This window comes from Gilliamella sp. ESL0443, from assembly GCF_019469165.1.
Taxonomy (GTDB): Bacteria; Pseudomonadota; Gammaproteobacteria; order Enterobacterales; family Orbaceae; genus Gilliamella; species Gilliamella apicola_E.
On the sequence record NZ_CP048263.1, the window covers coordinates 169,174 to 186,298 of the forward strand.

Annotated in this window: 20 protein-coding genes; 7 read left to right on the forward strand and 13 right to left on the reverse strand. The window is 34.5% G+C overall.

Features of this window, described 5'->3' with window-relative positions; translation table 11 throughout:
* The first annotated feature begins 51 nt into the window (after positions 1–51).
* Complete coding sequence (gene argA / locus GYM76_RS00780) at positions 52–1,380, forward strand: amino-acid N-acetyltransferase (protein ID WP_065735021.1); 1,329 nt, start codon at positions 52–54, stop codon at positions 1,378–1,380.
* A 41-nt stretch (positions 1,381–1,421) separates the two neighbouring features.
* Here argA and GYM76_RS00785 read toward each other — a convergent pair whose 3' ends face one another.
* The 11 genes from GYM76_RS00785 to GYM76_RS00835 form a co-directional block, all read right to left on the reverse strand.
* Positions 1,422–2,675 (reverse strand): PTS ascorbate transporter subunit IIC, encoded by a 1,254-nt coding sequence (locus GYM76_RS00785; RefSeq protein WP_220225565.1) that lies wholly within the window; start codon positions 2,673–2,675, stop codon positions 1,422–1,424.
* Positions 2,676–2,779: 104 nt separating this feature from the next.
* Positions 2,780–2,941, reverse strand: coding sequence for a hypothetical protein (locus GYM76_RS00790; protein WP_220225566.1), 162 nt, complete (start codon positions 2,939–2,941; stop codon positions 2,780–2,782).
* A gap of 157 nt (positions 2,942–3,098) precedes the next feature.
* Positions 3,099–4,070, reverse strand: a complete 972-nt coding sequence (locus GYM76_RS00795) for a sugar-binding transcriptional regulator (protein WP_065561987.1) — start codon at positions 4,068–4,070, stop codon at positions 3,099–3,101.
* Positions 4,071–4,172: 102 nt separating this feature from the next.
* Positions 4,173–5,417, reverse strand: a complete 1,245-nt coding sequence (locus GYM76_RS00800) for a zinc-binding dehydrogenase (protein WP_220225567.1) — start codon at positions 5,415–5,417, stop codon at positions 4,173–4,175.
* A gap of 163 nt (positions 5,418–5,580) precedes the next feature.
* Entirely contained in the window at positions 5,581–6,411 is an 831-nt protein-coding gene (locus GYM76_RS00805) for a mannose/fructose/sorbose PTS transporter subunit IID (protein ID WP_255561360.1), read from the reverse strand.
* Between the two features lie 17 nt (positions 6,412–6,428).
* Positions 6,429–7,235, reverse strand: coding sequence for a PTS mannose/fructose/sorbose transporter subunit IIC (locus tag GYM76_RS00810; RefSeq protein WP_220225568.1), 807 nt, complete (start codon positions 7,233–7,235; stop codon positions 6,429–6,431).
* A gap of 24 nt (positions 7,236–7,259) precedes the next feature.
* Positions 7,260–7,754, reverse strand: a complete 495-nt coding sequence (locus GYM76_RS00815; RefSeq protein WP_065561991.1) for a mannose/fructose/sorbose PTS transporter subunit IIB — start codon at positions 7,752–7,754, stop codon at positions 7,260–7,262.
* Positions 7,755–8,174, reverse strand: a complete 420-nt coding sequence (locus GYM76_RS00820) for a PTS sugar transporter subunit IIA (protein ID WP_220225569.1) — start codon at positions 8,172–8,174, stop codon at positions 7,755–7,757.
* 214 nt (positions 8,175–8,388) lie between these two features.
* Positions 8,389–9,066, reverse strand: a complete 678-nt coding sequence (gene mutH / locus GYM76_RS00825) for a DNA mismatch repair endonuclease MutH (RefSeq protein WP_220225570.1) — start codon at positions 9,064–9,066, stop codon at positions 8,389–8,391.
* A gap of 69 nt (positions 9,067–9,135) precedes the next feature.
* Entirely contained in the window at positions 9,136–9,684 is a 549-nt protein-coding gene (locus GYM76_RS00830; RefSeq protein ID WP_065735025.1) for an NADPH-dependent FMN reductase, read from the reverse strand.
* A 79-nt stretch (positions 9,685–9,763) separates the two neighbouring features.
* Positions 9,764–10,360, reverse strand: coding sequence for a Dps family protein (locus GYM76_RS00835; protein WP_220225571.1), 597 nt, complete (start codon positions 10,358–10,360; stop codon positions 9,764–9,766).
* A gap of 268 nt (positions 10,361–10,628) precedes the next feature.
* Between GYM76_RS00835 and srlA the strand changes: the two genes are divergently transcribed.
* From srlA to GYM76_RS00865, 6 genes are all read left to right on the forward strand, one after another.
* Complete coding sequence (gene srlA / locus GYM76_RS00840) at positions 10,629–11,177, forward strand: glucitol/sorbitol-specific PTS transporter subunit IIC (RefSeq protein WP_065561995.1); 549 nt, start codon at positions 10,629–10,631, stop codon at positions 11,175–11,177.
* A gap of 31 nt (positions 11,178–11,208) precedes the next feature.
* On the forward strand, positions 11,209–12,198 hold the full coding sequence (locus tag GYM76_RS00845; protein ID WP_220225572.1) for a PTS glucitol/sorbitol transporter subunit IIB: 990 nt from the start codon (positions 11,209–11,211) through the stop codon (positions 12,196–12,198).
* A 95-nt stretch (positions 12,199–12,293) separates the two neighbouring features.
* Positions 12,294–12,662: a PTS glucitol/sorbitol transporter subunit IIA gene (srlB, locus tag GYM76_RS00850; protein ID WP_065561997.1), complete on the forward strand. Its 369-nt coding sequence runs from the start codon at positions 12,294–12,296 to the stop codon at positions 12,660–12,662.
* Between the two features lie 10 nt (positions 12,663–12,672).
* Positions 12,673–13,452 carry a sorbitol-6-phosphate dehydrogenase gene (gene srlD, locus GYM76_RS00855; protein ID WP_065561998.1) on the forward strand — a complete coding sequence of 260 codons (780 nt, stop codon included), beginning with the start codon at positions 12,673–12,675 and terminating at the stop codon, positions 13,450–13,452.
* Between the two features lie 74 nt (positions 13,453–13,526).
* Positions 13,527–13,895, forward strand: a complete 369-nt coding sequence (locus GYM76_RS00860) for a transcriptional regulator GutM (protein ID WP_065561999.1) — start codon at positions 13,527–13,529, stop codon at positions 13,893–13,895.
* Between the two features lie 100 nt (positions 13,896–13,995).
* A complete protein-coding gene (locus tag GYM76_RS00865) occupies positions 13,996–14,775 on the forward strand; it encodes a DNA-binding transcriptional repressor (protein ID WP_065562000.1) in 780 nt (259 codons plus the stop codon).
* Between the two features lie 178 nt (positions 14,776–14,953).
* Here GYM76_RS00865 and serA read toward each other — a convergent pair whose 3' ends face one another.
* Both serA and rpiA read right to left on the reverse strand, forming a co-directional pair.
* Complete coding sequence (serA, locus tag GYM76_RS00870) at positions 14,954–16,195, reverse strand: phosphoglycerate dehydrogenase (RefSeq protein ID WP_065562001.1); 1,242 nt, start codon at positions 16,193–16,195, stop codon at positions 14,954–14,956.
* A gap of 70 nt (positions 16,196–16,265) precedes the next feature.
* Positions 16,266–16,925, reverse strand: coding sequence for a ribose-5-phosphate isomerase RpiA (gene rpiA / locus GYM76_RS00875; protein ID WP_065562002.1), 660 nt, complete (start codon positions 16,923–16,925; stop codon positions 16,266–16,268).
* Positions 16,926–17,125 lie beyond the last annotated feature (200 nt).

A 17,125-nucleotide genomic window follows, 5' to 3' on the forward strand; every position in this document is an offset into this window, starting at 1 on the left:
AAATAAAAATACAAAAAATATGAATAAATATTCATTTTGGATGGTGGTGCGATGAAAGAAAGAACAACTGAACTCGTTGATGGTTTAAGGCATTCAGTACCTTATATTAATGCACATCAAGGAAAAACATTCGTTATTTTATTAACTGGTGCAGTTTTAAAAAGTAATAATTATGCAAGTATCATTAGTGACATTGGTTTATTGCATAGCTTGGGTATTAAACTGGTCATTGTTAATGGTGCGCGTAACCAAATAGATGAATCACTGAAAAATCATAATATTAAACCTAAATACCATAAAAATACTCGGATCACTGATGGCCCAACTCTAGATGTAGTTAAACAGGTAACAGGGTTATTACAACTTAATATTACCGCCAGCTTATCAATGAGCTTAAATAATACACCTTTGCAAGGCGCACATATAAATGTGGTTAGTGGTAATTTTGTTATAGCACAACCATTAGGTGTTGATGATGGTGTTGATTATTGCCATACAGGTAAAATACGTCGAATTAATAACGAAGCAATAGATGAGCAATTAAATCGTGGTTCGATTGTACTATTAGGTCCTGTAGGTGTGTCAGTTACAGGTGAAAGTTTCAATTTATCGTCAGAAGATGTTGCAGCCGAAGTAGCTATTCGACTTAAAGCCGATAAACTAATCAGTTTTTGTGCAGAACAAGGTGTACTTGATGAACAAAATCATGTAATAACTGATCTGTTCCCAGTGGATGCTGATAATTATGTTAATCGCAAAGAAGAATGTGGTAAACACCTATCTAGTGAGGCTCGTTTTTTGCGTGCGGCATCCAAAGCATGTCGTAATGGCGTCCGTCGTAGCCATTTAGTTAGCTATTTAGTAGATGGCTCTATTTTGCAAGAACTGTTTTCTCGTGATGGTATTGGTACACAAGTTGCTATGGAACATTCAGAGCAAGTTCGCTTGGCAACAATCAATGATATAGGTGGGATATTGGAGCTGATTCGACCACTTGAAGAGCAGGGTATCTTAGTTAAACGTTCACGAGAACAATTAGAGATGGAAATTGATAAATTCACTATTATTGAACGTGATAATATGACAATTGGCTGTGCTGCGCTTTACCCTTATCCAGAAGAAAAAATGGGTGAAATGGCTTGTTTGGCGATTCATCCACAATATAGAAACTCATCACGCGGTGATTTATTATTAGAAAAAATTTCAGAAAGTGCTAATAATTTAGGATTAGAAAAAATCTTTGTGCTTACCACTCGAAGCATTCATTGGTTTCGTGAAAAAGGTTTTAATCCAGCTGAAGTGGATGATCTACCGATTAAAAAGAAACAACTCTATAATTATCAAAGAAATTCAAAAATATTAATGTTTGATTTAATTTAAATTTATCGAGAAAAAGTCCGTTATAGCAACGGACTTTTTGATTAACTAAATAGCTTAACAATAAATTCAGTGATTAACGATAAGGATGTGAAATCAGGATCAGCAAAGGTTACACCTTCAACACCTAAAAATTTGAAGAGAGGTAATGCGAGGGCTGGCAACACACATAAAAGTAAACCATTAACGAAAGAGGCAATAACCGCTCCTCTTGCTCCACCTGTTGAGTTACCAAATATTGCTGCTGTTCCACCAGTGATGAAGCTTGCCATAATTCCGGGAATGATAATAGGTAAACCAATAAAAGGGAAAACGACCACACAAGCTATTTCAGTAAAGAAACTCACAATAAAACCAACTAATACACAATTTGGTGCTTTATCAAATAACACCATTGGATCGACAGCCGGCACACAACCAGGTGCGACAACTTGGGCAAATCCTTTAAAAGCTGGGATGATTTCTTCAGTAAAAATAGCGACCCCTTTTTTGGCAATATAGAGTCCTCCGGCAAAAATAGCTGATTGTTCCAACGCAAAAATAATAAACGTATTGTTTTTAAGTATCTCATTCAAATACTCAGCGGATGAAAAAGCACCGGATAAGCATAGTAAAACAAACATGGTAATAAAAGTCGCAACATCTGATTGCCTTAAAAAGCTAAAACGATCATTTATTTTAATCTTTTCGATATCATTTTTTTTATTTCCTAGCCATTTACCTAAATAGGAACCTAATAAGTATGAAACTGTACCAGCATGGGCAATACAATAATCATTATTCCCTATTATTGTACGGCTAAATTTAGAGAGTAAAGTTGGAAATATCGCCATATAAAGGCCAATAATCATTGCGCCAGTTGCAACAATGATATAGCCATTATAGCCCATACCTTGTAAAGCTGCGGTAAATGAAAATGCCATGAATAGCACTAAATGCAATGATAAATAAATCGATTTAAAGCGGGTAAATCTTGCTAATAGTAGATTAATTATCATCGCAAAAAAGAGGATAAAGGCGGCACTAGTACCAAGTGATTCCATCGTCAATGCGGTAATGGCTTCATTACTTGGTACGACCCCATGCATTCCAAATGCATGAGTAAACATGTTACTGAACATAATTAACACGCCACCTAAGATTTTTCCACCCGTTTTAATTAACACAAAACCAATAAATGAAAGTAGGGTGCCAGTAATAATTTTAGAAAGTTTTGCTCTCTGTAGTACCAATCCTATGAACGCAACTAATGCAATAATGATAGCAGGCTGACCAAATATATTTAGAAAAAGATCCATGTTTTTGCTCCAAATTTAATAACAAAACTGAAGATCATTATAATTAAAACAGCGTTCCAAATTGTGTTTTGGATCACAAATTAACAAATGAAATATGCAAATAATCAATTGGTAGCGCCATAATCTCTAACATTACATTGTTTATTAGGAATATTAAGTTTATCCAAAGTAACTGGAACAAATGGTGGTGAAGCTATAACAGCGAAACTAGCGGTAAGCGTGAGTAAACTAATAGATAATCCATTTTTTATAATTAAACGATACATGTTTTTTCCTTAATGAAGAATAAAAAAGATGAAGTATAAAAATGATTATCTAGGTTAATAGTCTAAGAATCTGTTAATAGAGTCACAAATTTAAAAAATAATTTATAAAAATTGAAATGGCGTTTTAATTTACGCAAGTGTCAGCTTTTTTATGAGATCAATTAACTAATTGATTTGCCATTTCATCACTAATGACTAATACATCAATATAATTTGCATTTAATGCAGCGATTAAACTGTTAAGTTTTTCAGCGTCGCCACTTGCACATATTTTTAGAGGGATTTTTTTTAAATTTTCTAACGTCACGCCAATAATTTGATCATGGAATGGCGTTTGTAATTCTTTACCATTTTTGTCATAAAATCGCGATAAAATGTCGCCGACAATTTTTCTGTTAGTAATTTTTTGAAAAAGTTCACCATAAAAACCATACCAAATTGAGCTTTTGGATATAGCTGGACAACCAATACTAAATAAAGCAACTGTGATCTTATTCCACCAATCATTGAGTTCTTTCATGTGTTGAGTTTTTTCAATTTCAGTTTTTAAATTAGCGGTATCAACGATAGCGGGGTAATCAATTAATATTGCTTTACTTTTAAGTTTATCGGAAAGTTTACAAGCTATATTATTTACGTGGTATTTTGTTTCGATCTTGCCAGAAGGGCCACCAATCATTGGTACGATGGTAACATTTTCAAATGTAGCATTATCATTTTTTAAACTATTCACAATATAATTGATCGAGCGCCCCCAGGACACACCAATCACATCATTATCGGTAATATTTTTGAGTAGGACACTTGCTGCCACATTACAAACAATCTGATTTTTACTTTCATTGTCTATATCAGTGTTGACGGGTACAACAATGACTTGTTTTAAATGATATTTATTACAAATTTTTTCTTCTAACGCTATATCAGGTAACAGATTATAATTAATCGAAATTGAAACAATGCCTAGCTCGCGTATTGTTTTTAACATTCGACTAATGCTTGAGCGATGTATGTTAACTATTTTTGCTATTTCGGACTGTGTTTTATTCTCTTCATAATACAATTGAGCAATCTTAATTAACATCTTATGCTGTTCAAACTCGTCGTTGCTAAAATTTTGATTAATCATAGTAGCGTTATCTTATTATCTTTAGTTATTAAAAAACTCCATATTTTTATTCAAATCAAGATGTCACAAATAAATGTCATCTTGATTTGAATAAAGTATAAATCAAGAATCAATATCAGGAAAATAATTTAAAACATAATCTTCAGCTTCTTTTGACCAAATACCATTATTTTTAGAGAGTATTTTTTGTAAAGTAATATCATCCGCATTTTTATCTAATGATTCTATGCATTTAAGATCAAATTTTTTGTGGGTATAAACTAATTTTTTTCCACCTTTAATTTGGTCCTGTATTTGGGTGACTTTACTTGCTTGATCGATACCCATAATATGAGATACGATTTTTGCCACGTCTACTGAACCTGATTCGATTAGTTTCACCGCTTCTCGCATATCATTAGTATTACCGCCTGAAGTGCCAACGATATGGGTAAAGTTATAATGAACATCGTAAAAATTAATTTCAGCCGAAAAGTTTTTATCTTGGGGGCCAGCAAAAAAGTTAAGGCAACCGTCAATCGCTAATAGTTGAGAGGCGAGTTGAATTAACTCTTGAGACGGTAAGAAAACAAAAACATCATCAAAACTTCCTGTGGTGGATTTATCTTTTAATAATTTCGCTTGATCATCGACATTAGAAATATCTACAAATTCTAATTCAATACCATTACGAGATTGATAAAGGGTTTTTAGATGTTCTATTTTCTCTTTGCTACGACCAGTTACGACAACCTTTTTAGGTGCGATGGGTCCCCCTAATGCATAATCTATTGCTAGCATACCCATAGGGCCCGTACCACCTAAAATAATCAGATTACCATTAGGCTTTATGCCCATAATATGTTCATAACTATTTGGCTTTAAATGAAAATTAGCATTGAATGCCCCAATGATACACGACAATGGTTCAATTAATGCACCTTCGAAATAAGTTTGTCCATCATAAGGAATCAAACAGTCTTGTTTTAGTACATCATGGTTAATTATCATGTAAGTTGCACAACCACCAGTATAAGGATAAGAATAACCTACGCAATATGGGCTATCAGAAAGTTGTAAATTGGCCTGAACGACATATTTTTGTCCTGGTTTGAATTTATGTTGCCATTTTTTACCCACTTGTATAATTTCACCGCAGCATTCGTGTCCAATAATAATGGGGTTATTTTTTAAGTCGGGTGGCGTTTTTTTATGATTTTCACCTTGATTGACTAATTTTAATGAAGACATACACATACTATCTACAATGACTGTAACTAGAATTTCATCATCAGTAATTTCAGGAAGTTGAAATGACTCCAATCGCAAATCATTTTTTCCATACAGTCTAACTGCTTGAGTTTTCATATATTCCTCTAATTCTCTAATATGGTTAAATTTATTTAGGAAAAGGTTTAAAGCGTTTTTATTTTAAAAAATCAAATTACTATTAATAAAGTTCTCGGTAATTGCTTTAAACCTTTTTATTCATTTTCAACGATCAATTTTTTATTTCTTTAACGCTTTAACCTTAAGCAAGAATACCTAAACCATAGCCAATAATACCTACCGCAAATAATGCAAAGATTAAAATTATTGGACTGACTTTTTTCCTTAACAATTTCATCATCAAAAGTGTTAACGCTAATGGCAATAATCCTGGTACAAGGTCATTGAGAATGCCTTGTACTGTCATAATGACCTCTTCTCCATTCATGCCGGTCGTTTGGGATACAATAAGTGGGACATTTATGGAGGTCCATTTTGTGACTAAGACACCCATGATAAATAGGCCTAAAATTGTTGCGCCTTCTGTTAATTTTGGAAGAATATTACCTGAAAGATCTTTAACAATTCCGATTCCTTTAGATAATCCATACGTTAATCCATACCATTTCATGGCAAGTCGAATTAAGTTAAATAAGACAAAAAACAGTAATGGCCCAGCTATATTTCCGGTTAGTGCTAGTGATGCCCCAAGTGCTGCAGTTATTGGACGTAAGGTTCCCCATACTAATGGATCACCCACTCCCGCTAACGGTCCCATTAAACCAACTTTTAAACTGTTAATTGTGCCATCAGAGATATCAGCACCATTTGCTCGAGCTTCTTCCATTGCCATGGTAACGCCTATAACGGGTCCACACATTGCTGGAGTCGTATTGAAAAACGTTAGATGTCTTTTTAATGCTTCACGTTGCTCCTCTTTGGTTTTGTATACTCGTTTGATTGTAGGAATCATATCCACACAGAAAGCTAAGGCATGAATTCGTTCATAGTTGAAAGATGCTTGTTGAAAATTAGATCGAATAAATGTACTAACAATATCTTTCTTTTGAATGGTATTTAACATTTCTTTCATAATAGAATCCTTATTTATTAATCGTCTAACTCGTCATCAGCAATGATTGAATTTGCCACAATACTTTTTTCGCTATTTTTAGTCGTGTTAAACTTTGAATTTAATTGGACATAAATGGTGGCAAAAATAACGCCTAAAATACCGAATGAGAGTAAACTGAAGTTTAAGTAACCTCCAAGAACAAAGCCTAAATAGAAGAAAGGTGCTAAATATTTAACCATCATCATGTTTAATACCATTGCATAACCAACTACCACAATAAATCCACCTGCAACAGCAAGACCACCAGTAACAATATCTGGCAACATGCTTAATAAGGTGTTAACGGTATTGGCATCAACATAAATGGCGACCAATGTTGCTGGTATTGCTACTCGTAAAGCTTGTACAAAAAGCGCGCTATAATGTAAAAGTTCTATTTTTTTGAATTGAACTTTTTCTGCGGCATTATCAGCTTCATGTTGGAAGGCAACCGTGATTGTTCTTGCAAATACCGTTAGAACTTGACCCGCTGCTGCAACGGGGAGGGCGATTGCGATTCCAGTTTGAATATCTTGTTTACCTACTACAACTAATATCGCGGATATAACACTAGCCAGTGCTGAATCAGGTGATTGTGCCGCACCAATATTCATCCAGCCTAATGCAATCAATTCAAGCGTACCACCTAAAATGATACCTGTTTTTATATCACCTAATATTAAGCCTATGACGGTACAGGCAATTAATGGGCGATGAGTTTGAAACTCATCAAGCACACTTCCCATACCTGCTATACAAGAGAAGATGAATATTAATACAATTTGAAATAATGAAATTTCCATTTTTTGCCTCCTTGTTTATTCCTATTAATTAATAGGGAATTCTTGTTCAAGTAGCTTGATAAAATCGACGTTAGGATCGGTAATTACCACTTTTAAGCAAAGATCAACTCCCATCTCATGCATCTTTCTAAATGCCGATACATCGTTTTCATCCACTGACACCGCTTTAGTAATCTGCTTTTTACCTGCTTTGAAAGACATACCACCAATATTGATACTCTTAATTGGTACACCTTGTTCGATTAATCGCAGAATATCGGTTGGATTGGTAAAAAGATAAAACACGGTATCGTTTTCATATTTTGGGTTTTTATAAACCGCTGCCGCTTTTTCAATACTCACAACAGAAACTTTAATTCCAGGAGGTGCAGCTTGTTTAACTAATGTGGCTCGGATTTCGTCATTAGCAACTTCATCACTAACAACAATGATTCTTTCTGCTTTTGCTTCTTTGGTCCAAACTGTTGTGACTTGACCATGTATTAAACGGTCATCAATGCGTACTAAATTTATAATCATTTAAAGTTCCTCTTCTTCAGCGATATTTTTAGCTATTTTTTTGAAAGATTTGATGAAATCGGATTTCATGTCATTAAGTTGTTCAAAAGTTTCTTCAAGGCTAATTGAAGAGTAATCAAGATGTAATAACGCTAAACAAAGTGGTAAAGATAAACCACTGATGACTTCGATGTTTTCTGATTGCATTGCCAACATTGCCGCTGCGTTATAAGGGCTACCTGAAAAAATATCAGTAATAATGATGAATGGTTGCTCAGTTGATTGATTCATAATTTTTAGATATTTGTCTTTTAATGTCTCAATACCATCACCTAATTGAAAAGTGATAGCCCGTACATTTGGGTACTCACCAGCTATCATTTCAATGCTATTTTTCATTTCCACGGCAATGTTTCCATGACCCGCTAATATAAAGTTCATCTCACACCTCTTTCACAAATTCTCTTGTTGCTTCACAAATGTTTAAATGAATTTATATGCACAAATGCTCAAAGTAAATCACTAATGTGCAAAAATGTGACGTAGATTTGATTTTCTTGCAAAATAAAAGAAATGGTTTTTTTCTTAACGAAAAAAGGAGTATTTTGTAAGGCTAAAAAAATAAGGGTGATCGAAATTAAATGATCATTTCTTCTTAACTTAAATGATCAATGGAATTCTGTAGGATTTGTGAAGTAAATGACTTTTTAAGATAGAACCCTCTTGGGCGAGTTAAAATAATCTCGCCATTTTCACCAATGGCTTCAGTTAAAGCTTTTCCATTGGCAGCTTTAGGTCTGATCTGTAAATAGGTGCCATAACGCGCGGTGATTTTTTCAACTTGACCAAGAGCTATCATATCCATTAATTCTTGCCAATCTTGCTTAAGTTGTTGCTCTTGTTCTAAAGTTGGTGTCCAAAGTATTGGTTTTCCAACTTTTCTTTCTGCAAGAGGTATACTTCTTTCCCCTTCGATCGGGATCCAAAGTACTTTGCTAAGCTTGTATTTAACATGGCTGGTTTCCCAAATCACACCGTGATTTGCCATTAAAGGAATAACACTAACAAAGGTAGTTTCTAATGGTTTACCTTCTTTATTGACTGGAATTGTTTTTAGTTCAATGCCTAAATTAGAAAAGTCTTGTTCTGCTTTACTGCCGGCATTCGCACCAAGATAAGTTTCAATCAGATTGCCTACCCATCCTTTTTGTTTATTAAGATTAGCAGGGATAGGAATATTGACATATTTAGCTATCTCAGCAAAGCTATAGCCAGCGGCCATTTCTGCTCGATTCAATAACTCTTGTTCATTAGAAGGATAAAAGTTTAGCATCTGTTTCGAATAAATTTAATAATATCCACAATCAATTATATTGGTTGTGGATATTAAAATAAATCATTATTAACTTAGCTGTTCAACCCATTTAGCATAACTTTCAATGATTGATGAAAGAAAAGACTTGGTTTTTTCGTTAATATTGCCACTTTCATCAAAAGCTGTACCAATATTACCGATATAAGCTTCCGGTTGTTGTAGGGTAGGCATATCAAGAAAAACTAAAGATTGTCGTAAATGATGATTTGCACCAAAGCCACCAATAGCGCCTTGTGATACAGAGACCACAGCAGCTGGTTTTTTAGACCAAACACTTTTACCATAAGGGCGTGATCCAACATCAAGTGCATTTTTTATGACAGCGGGTAATCCGCGATTGTATTCTGGTGTAACAAAAATCACACCATCACAATTGGCAATTTCTTGGCGAAAACGATTATAGGATTGTGGCGGTGTATCAGTATCAATATCTTCGTTATATAAAGGTAAATCACCGATTTGAATGATATTTAGTGAAAGTGATGATGGCGCAATTTGTTGAAAAACTTTGGCTACTTTTAAGTTATAGGAATCTTTACGTAAACTACCAACAAGTACTGCAATTTTTTTACTCATTTTTGGTTCCTCTTAAATTGAAAATAAGAGACACCATGAGTGTCTCTTATTTATGATAATTACAGAACTTCACAGAGCTTTAGTGTCCTGATGAGTCCATTCTACGACCTGTTTCAAATAGGAACCATGCGCGTCTTTCAGTTTGATCAATCCACTCTTCAATTAAACTAGCTGTTGCGGTATCGTTATATTTGTCACAGATATCATGTGCTACGCGCATACGTTCTGTAAGTTTGATGTTATCTTGACAAAGTTCAGCAAGCATATCTGATGGTTCAACAAAATCAGCATTGTTGTCTGAAATACTTTGTAATTTAGAAATATGACCAATTGAACGTAAAGTCGTTCCACCTAATTTACGTACACGTTCAGCAATTGGATCTGTCATTGCAAATAGTTCTTCACCATGGTCATCTAACATTAAATGATAATCACGGAAATGTGGACCGCTGACATGCCAGTGGAAGTTTTTAGTTTTTAAATATAGAGCAAACACATCTGCTAATACAGAGTTCATTGCGCCAGAAATATCTTTTGAAGCTTTTTGGCCTAAATCAGTTGGAAATAAAATTGCAGATTGTTGTAATCTTTTGGCAGAACTTACATTTTTTAAAACTTTTGGAGATGTTGATGATTTCGAAGCCGTTGTGCTTTTTTTTGTAGTACTTTTAGCCATGTAATATTCTCCTATAGGTGAATTAAATGATTATTTAACTAACACCAAATTACGCCAACTCTTTATTAAAGTCCAATCAAAATGAGCTATTTTTAACTATTACTGCTATATCAACTATCTATGAATGATTAATTACCCCATTTTTTTCTATTGTTTAAAATATTTCTTTCAAAATAAAAGAAAATGTTTCAAACTGTGATCCAGTTAAAGTTTTTTTGATTTCATAATTGTTAATATTTCTTTGCAATTTAAATCAATAGGAGAAAATATGATTGATACAATTTCATTTGGAGCCGAGTGGTTTATCGGTTTATTCCAAGAAGGCGGTAAAGTGTTAGTCGGGATGGTCACCTCGATTTTACCTTTATTAATTTCATTGTTAGTAGTTATGAATGCGGTCATTAAATTTATTGGACAAGACCGTATTGAACGTTTAGCTCAAGCTTGTGCGGGTAACCCTGTTTCACGTTATTTATTACTTCCTTTAATTGGTACATTTGTATTTTGTAATCCGATGACACTAAGCTTAGGTCGCTTTATGCCAGAGTTTTACAAACCTAGCTATTATGCAGCATCCTCTTATAGCTGCCACTCAATGAATGGTTTATTTCCACATGTAAATCCTGGCGAACTTTTTGTTTATTTAGGGGTTGCTGCTGGATTAACTACATTAAATTTACCATTAGGTCCATTAGCTGTTAGTTATTTCCTTGTCGGTTTAGTTACTAACTTCTTTAGAGGTTGGATTACTGACTTTTGTACAGCCATTTTTGAGAAAAAAATGGGAATTAAACTAGATAGAAAAGTTCATTTATAACAATTATCTATCACGATATAAGGAAAATAAAATGGCTAAATATATTCATATTGAAAAAGGTGAAGCAGGTTGGGGTGGTCCATTAGAGCTTCCAATCGTTGCTGGTAAAAAAATTGTTTACATTGCAGCTGGTACTAGACCAGCAATAGTCGATACTTTAGTTGAACTAACTGGTTGGGAAGCAATTGATGGTTTTAAAGAAGGTGAACCACCAAAAGACGAAATAGGCGTTGCTGTAATTGACTGTGGTGGTACTCTCCGTTGTGGTATTTATCCAAAAAATCGAATACCAACTATCAACATCCACGCAACTGGTAAATCAGGACCACTTGCACAATATATTGTCGAAGACATTTATGTTTCTGCTGTTAAGCCAAACAATATCAAACTAATTGAAAAGGAAGGTGATGTTGTAGGAGAAACAGTTCAAGCAAAAACTAAAGCGTCAGAATTTAAAGATTATGACAGTAGTAAAAAAATCACTGAACAAAGTGATGGCTTATTAGCCAAAATTGGTATCGGTATGGGGTCTGGTGTAGCAGTTTTTTTCCAAGCTGGCCGAGATACTATTGATACTGTTCTCAAAACGATTTTACCTTTCATGGCATTTGTTTCAGCCTTAATCGGGATCATTATTGCATCTGGATTAGGTGACTTCATTGCCCATGGATTAGTCCCTTTAGCAGATAATCCACTTGGTTTAGTGATATTAGCATTAATTTGTTCTTTCCCATTACTTTCACCGTTCTTAGGTCCTGGCGCGGTAATCGCGCAAGTTATCGGTACATTAGTTGGTGTACAAATTGGGTTAGGTAATATTCCACCTCATTTAGCACTACCAGCATTGTTTGCCATAAATGCTCAAGCTGCATGTGACTTTATCCCTGTCGGTTTATCACTAGCAGAAGCAAAACAAGATACTGTTCGTGTAGGTGTTCCTTCGGTTCTAGTAAGTCGATTTTTAACTGGTGCACCAACCGTATTAATCGCTTGGGCAGTGTCATTATTTATCTATCAATAGACATATTTAAGTATTTAGGGATGAACATCATCCCTCTTTAGCAAACAGTGAAATTTGAAAATTTCGCTTCAACTAAAAATTAAAGAAGGTTAACGATGTCGAATGTTATCTATCAATCAAAAATTAATCAAATTGGTGAGTTTGCCCCAGATGCATTGGCTGATGGCATGCTAATACTATTTAAAAATGGCGCGCCATCAGACTTAGCTGATTACTGTTTTGTACATAGTCATGATGATTTAAAACAAGATCTACAAGTAGGGCAAGTATTTCAAATTGGCAAACATACTTTTCAAATTACCTCCGTTGGCGATGTTGCTAGCACCAATTTTCGTGAATTAGGGCATATCACATTAAGGTTTGACGGCAGTAGCCAAGCAGAATTACCGGGAACTATCCATGTAAAAGGTGACATTCCAAATCAACTTTTTGTGGGTGATGAAATTAAAATTTTAACTAATTAAGGAACAAAGAATGAAAAAAGTTGCAGTTGTTGTAGGTGGAGGACAAACTTTAGGTGAGTTTTTATGTAAAGGGATTGCTGATGCTGGTTATAATGTAGCTGTTGCTGATTTAAATATTGAAAATGCAAATAAAGTAGCAGATGCTATCAATCAGAAACATGGAGCCGGTACCGCAAAAGGCTTTGGTGTTGATGCAACAAATGAAGAGAGTGTGATTAAACTTGCACAAGATGTTGATAATACATTTAACCGAGCTGATTTAATGGTTTATAGTGCAGGTGTTGCTAAAGCAGCTCCTATTACAAACTTTGCTTTAAGCGATTTTCAATTATCAGTAAATGTTAATCTTACTGGTTACTTTTTGTGTGCTCGCGAGTTTGCTAAATTAATGCTCAAACATAAAACGGCTGGACGAATTATTCAAATAAATTCAAAATCAGGTAAAGTAGGTAGTAAACATAATTCTGGTTATAGTGCTGCTAAATTTGGTGGTGTTGGTTTAACTCAATCATTAGCACTTGATCTTGCAGATTATGGTATTACTGTAAATTCATTAATGTTGGGTAATTTATTAAAATCACCAATGTTCCAATCATTAATTCCTCAATACGCTAAAAAATTAGGTATTCCAGAAAACGAAGTTGAGCAAGTTTATATTGATAAAGTGCCACTTAAACGTGGTTGTGATTATCAAGATGTGCTTAATGTCTTATTATTTTATGCAAGTGATAAGGCTTCATATTGTACTGGACAATCAATTAATATTACTGGTGGCCAAGTAATGTTCTAATTAAAATAAAGTGCGAAAGTGTTTGTTATCACTTTCGCATTTTTATTTAGCCTAAATTATTAATGGAGATAGCCATGAACATGACGACAACTTTAATTATTTTTGCGCTTATGGCTTGGTGTGTCCAAATCATATTTAGTTGGTTGCAAATTCGCCGATTTAATCAAGCCTTTTTAGCGATGAAAAAAGGGCGATATTTGGGGGTTGGTCGTAGTCAAACTAAATGGTTTAAGCCAAGAGTCCTAATTGCTATCTCATTAGATGAAAACCAAAATGTAATTGATTCAGTAAAAATGAAGGGCATTACAGTATTTGCATTACCTAAGACTATTCCTCAATTACATGGACTTAATGCAAAAGAGATTATACCTGAAACGATTTACCCAAACGATCCTGCTTCGCGAAGTGCATTATCAGTTGCGTTAACCGCGAGCAATAAATAGTATTTAACTTTTATTTTGAAAAGTATTTTCTTTTATATTGAAGTATACTATCTTGCAAAGTAAATGATCTTATTTACTGTGAAAATAATGGAATCTTGGCATGAAAGTTAAACAAAGGCAAACCGCAATTTTAGAATATTTACAAAATCATGGACAGGTTAGTGTAGATGAATTAGTCGCACATTTTCGGACTACTGGAACCACTATAAGGAAAGATCTTACTCAACTTAATGAGAGTGGATTAGTTTTAAGGACTTATGGTGGAGCAATGCTAAATCGAGAAATCGGTGACAGAGCTATTGATCATAAAACCTACATTAATACTGCTGCTAAAAAAGCGATTGCTCAAGAAGCCGCTAAATTGATCCATGAAGGTGATTCAATTATTTTCGATGCAGGCAGTACTGTCGCACAGATGATTCCAATGTTAGCCCAGTTTAATAATTTAACTATTATGACCAATAGTTTACATATGGTTAATGAACTGGTAGCTAATGATAACGATCAAACCATTATTTTAACAGGTGGCACTTTTCGCCGAAAATCAGCCTCCTTCCATAGTAATCATGCATCAGCAATTGCGGCCTTTGAATCTTATACTTTTGATAAATTATTTATGGGTGCTGATGGTGTTGATGTAGTTGGTGGTGTGACAACATTCAACGAAAGCTATCATGGTAGTGTGGCGATGAGTAAAGCCGCTGCAAAATTGATTTTACTCGTTGACTCAACCAAATTTGGGCGACGTAGCCCAAATGTCGTTTGTGATATAGAATCAGTTGATACGATTATTACAGACAATAATTTAGATGATAAATATTACGACGCATTAATTCAAAAAGGTATTAAAGTTATAAAAGTAAAACCTTTAGATAAGTAAAAAGATATTAAAATCTAAAAAAAGTTGAGGAACGGGGTTTTTGACGTTAATAATGGTGGTAATTTTATTAAAATTGGTTTGATATTAACGATCTATCTGAAACACTCGAATAATTTCTAAACCTAATATTATGCGTTCGGACATGGAAATAATTGCCCGAACGCCTTAGCAAAGTGGATTAGAACAATAATCTTGCTCGAATTGTACCAGCGACATTTTTTAGTTTAACTAATAACTCTTCTGCTTTATTTTGTTCTACTCTATCAATATCAATCACAACATAACCAATTTTAGAATCAGTCTGTAAATACTGAGCTGAAATGTTTAGACCTTGTTCTGCAAATAGCGTATTTATTGCAGTCAACACGCCGGGTTGATTGTGATGAATATTAATAAATCGACTAGATCCTTTTGCCGGAATCGGTAATGATGCTTCAGGGAAGTTAACCGCTGAAAGTGTTGCGCCTGTATCAGAATATTTTGCCAACTTGGTTGCAACTTCAATACCGATATTTTCTTGAGCTTCAGTAGTTGAACCGCCGATATGTGGGGTAATAATGACATTATCAAATTTACACAGTGGTGATTCGAATGGATCGCTATTAGTTGCCGGTTCACTAGGGAAAACGTCAATAGCAGCACCACTAAGTTTATTGTTTTCCAACGCTTGAGTTAAGGCTTCAATATCAATCACACTACCGCGAGAGGCATTAATCAATATAGAGCCTGATTTCATCATGTCGATTTCTGATTTGCCAATCATTTTAATTGTGGTTGAGTTTTCTGGAACATGCATACTTACAATATCACTCATGGCAAGTAATTCTTTCATGGATGAAATTTGTTTGGCATTGCCTAATGGTAATTTAGTTTCGATATCATAAAAATAAACATTCATGCCTAATGATTCAGCCAATACGCTTAATTGACTACCGATATGGCCATAACCAATGATACCTAAATTTTTACCACGCGCTTCATGAGAACCTGTGGCTAATTTGTTCCATTTTCCCTGGTGAGCTTTGGCATTAGCTTCAGGTACTCGGCGAAGTAATAAAATCGCTTCAGCCAATACTAGCTCTGCAACAGAACGCGTATTAGAAAACGGTGCATTAAAAACAGGAATTCCTTTAACGGTTGCAGCATCAAGTTCAACTTGATTGGTTCCAATACAGAAACAACCAATTCCTGCAAGTTTTGGGGCAGCATCGATTATATCTTTTGTTAAATGTGTTCTTGAGCGAATACCAATAAATCTTGCATCTTTAATTGCCGCTTCAAGTTCGGATTTGGATAGCGCACCTTTATGATATTCAATGTTGTTAAAGCCTGCCGATTTAAGTGTTTCAATCGCGCTAGGGTGGACACCTTCAAGTAACAGAAACTTGTTTTCATCTTTGGTTAACGCTTGAACAACCATTTCTTCCTCTCTATCTTTAATATTTAAAACAATTTGTCATGCAAAGTTATTAATTAAAAAAAGTAATTTATTATTTTTTTATTTCTTTCACACCAGAACTCGTGCCTACCAAAGCGATATCAGCGCCTTTATTAGCGAATAACCCTACTGTGACGACACCGGCAATACTATTAATCCTATCTTCTAATTCCATTGGTTTTGCAATTACAAGGTCGTGAACATCTAAAATAACATTGCCATTGTCAGTAACCACTCCTTGACGGTAGATAGGTTTGCCGCCAAGTTTGAATAATTCTCGAGCAACATAAGAACGGGCCATCGGAATGACTTCTACTGGAAGTGGAAATTTCCCGAGAACGTCGACCACTTTTGACTCATCAACGATACAGATAAATTGTTTTGCCAGAGCCGATACTATTTTTTCACGTGTTAACGCGGCTCCCCCGCCTTTAATCATTTGCATATTATGATTAATTTCATCTGCTCCATCGACATAAATATCTAAGCTATCAACGTCATTACAGTCTAAAACTGGAATACCATAGCTTTTTAATTTTTGGGTTGACGCTTCTGAACTAGAGACAGTTCCTTTTATCTGATCTTTTATTGTTGCAAGAGCATCAATAAAGTGAGCCGCAGTAGAACCTGTGCCTACGCCTACTAATGAATCTGGTTTAACAAATTTAAGGGCTGACCAACCTACTGCTTTTTTTAGTTCATCTTGTGTCATGATATCACCGTGTGTAAATATAATTTTGATCAAAAAATTAAAATTTTAAAAGCAAAATTGTTTAAGATATGGCATAGTACCCAATTGGGAAGCAAAAATCATTAGTATTTTAAGAAAATCTATAAGGTTTTAGATCTATTTCAAATTTTTTGCAAAATTAAAATAGCTTGAATGACCAAGCGAAGATCAAATCATTAGTA

Excerpts from the sequence above, each read along its gene's own strand:
- argA (WP_065735021.1), top strand. The coding sequence starts at position 52 with ATGAAAGAAAGAACAACTGAACTCGTTGATGGTTTAAGGCATTCAGTA.
- srlB (WP_065561997.1), top strand. The coding sequence starts at position 12,294 with ATGTCGAATGTTATCTATCAATCAAAAATTAATCAAATTGGTGAGTTT.
- GYM76_RS00810 (WP_220225568.1), bottom strand. The coding sequence starts at position 7,235 with ATGGAAATTTCATTATTTCAAATTGTATTAATATTCATCTTCTCTTGT.
- GYM76_RS00830 (WP_065735025.1), bottom strand. The coding sequence starts at position 9,684 with ATGAGTAAAAAAATTGCAGTACTTGTTGGTAGTTTACGTAAAGATTCC.
- GYM76_RS00785 (WP_220225565.1), bottom strand. The coding sequence starts at position 2,675 with ATGGATCTTTTTCTAAATATATTTGGTCAGCCTGCTATCATTATTGCA.
- GYM76_RS00845 (WP_220225572.1), top strand. The coding sequence starts at position 11,209 with ATGGCTAAATATATTCATATTGAAAAAGGTGAAGCAGGTTGGGGTGGT.
- serA (WP_065562001.1), bottom strand. The coding sequence starts at position 16,195 with ATGGTTGTTCAAGCGTTAACCAAAGATGAAAACAAGTTTCTGTTACTT.
- GYM76_RS00860 (WP_065561999.1), top strand. The coding sequence starts at position 13,527 with ATGAACATGACGACAACTTTAATTATTTTTGCGCTTATGGCTTGGTGT.
- GYM76_RS00815 (WP_065561991.1), bottom strand. The coding sequence starts at position 7,754 with ATGATTATAAATTTAGTACGCATTGATGACCGTTTAATACATGGTCAA.
- srlD (WP_065561998.1), top strand. The coding sequence starts at position 12,673 with ATGAAAAAAGTTGCAGTTGTTGTAGGTGGAGGACAAACTTTAGGTGAG.
- GYM76_RS00865 (WP_065562000.1), top strand. The coding sequence starts at position 13,996 with ATGAAAGTTAAACAAAGGCAAACCGCAATTTTAGAATATTTACAAAAT.
- GYM76_RS00800 (WP_220225567.1), bottom strand. The coding sequence starts at position 5,417 with ATGAAAACTCAAGCAGTTAGACTGTATGGAAAAAATGATTTGCGATTG.
- GYM76_RS00790 (WP_220225566.1), bottom strand. The coding sequence starts at position 2,941 with ATGTATCGTTTAATTATAAAAAATGGATTATCTATTAGTTTACTCACG.
- rpiA (WP_065562002.1), bottom strand. The coding sequence starts at position 16,925 with ATGACACAAGATGAACTAAAAAAAGCAGTAGGTTGGTCAGCCCTTAAA.
- GYM76_RS00805 (WP_255561360.1), bottom strand. The coding sequence starts at position 6,411 with ATGAAAGAAATGTTAAATACCATTCAAAAGAAAGATATTGTTAGTACA.
- mutH (WP_220225570.1), bottom strand. The coding sequence starts at position 9,066 with ATGCTAAACTTTTATCCTTCTAATGAACAAGAGTTATTGAATCGAGCA.
- GYM76_RS00795 (WP_065561987.1), bottom strand. The coding sequence starts at position 4,070 with ATGATTAATCAAAATTTTAGCAACGACGAGTTTGAACAGCATAAGATG.
- GYM76_RS00820 (WP_220225569.1), bottom strand. The coding sequence starts at position 8,174 with ATGAACTTTATATTAGCGGGTCATGGAAACATTGCCGTGGAAATGAAA.
- srlA (WP_065561995.1), top strand. The coding sequence starts at position 10,629 with ATGATTGATACAATTTCATTTGGAGCCGAGTGGTTTATCGGTTTATTC.
- GYM76_RS00835 (WP_220225571.1), bottom strand. The coding sequence starts at position 10,360 with ATGGCTAAAAGTACTACAAAAAAAAGCACAACGGCTTCGAAATCATCA.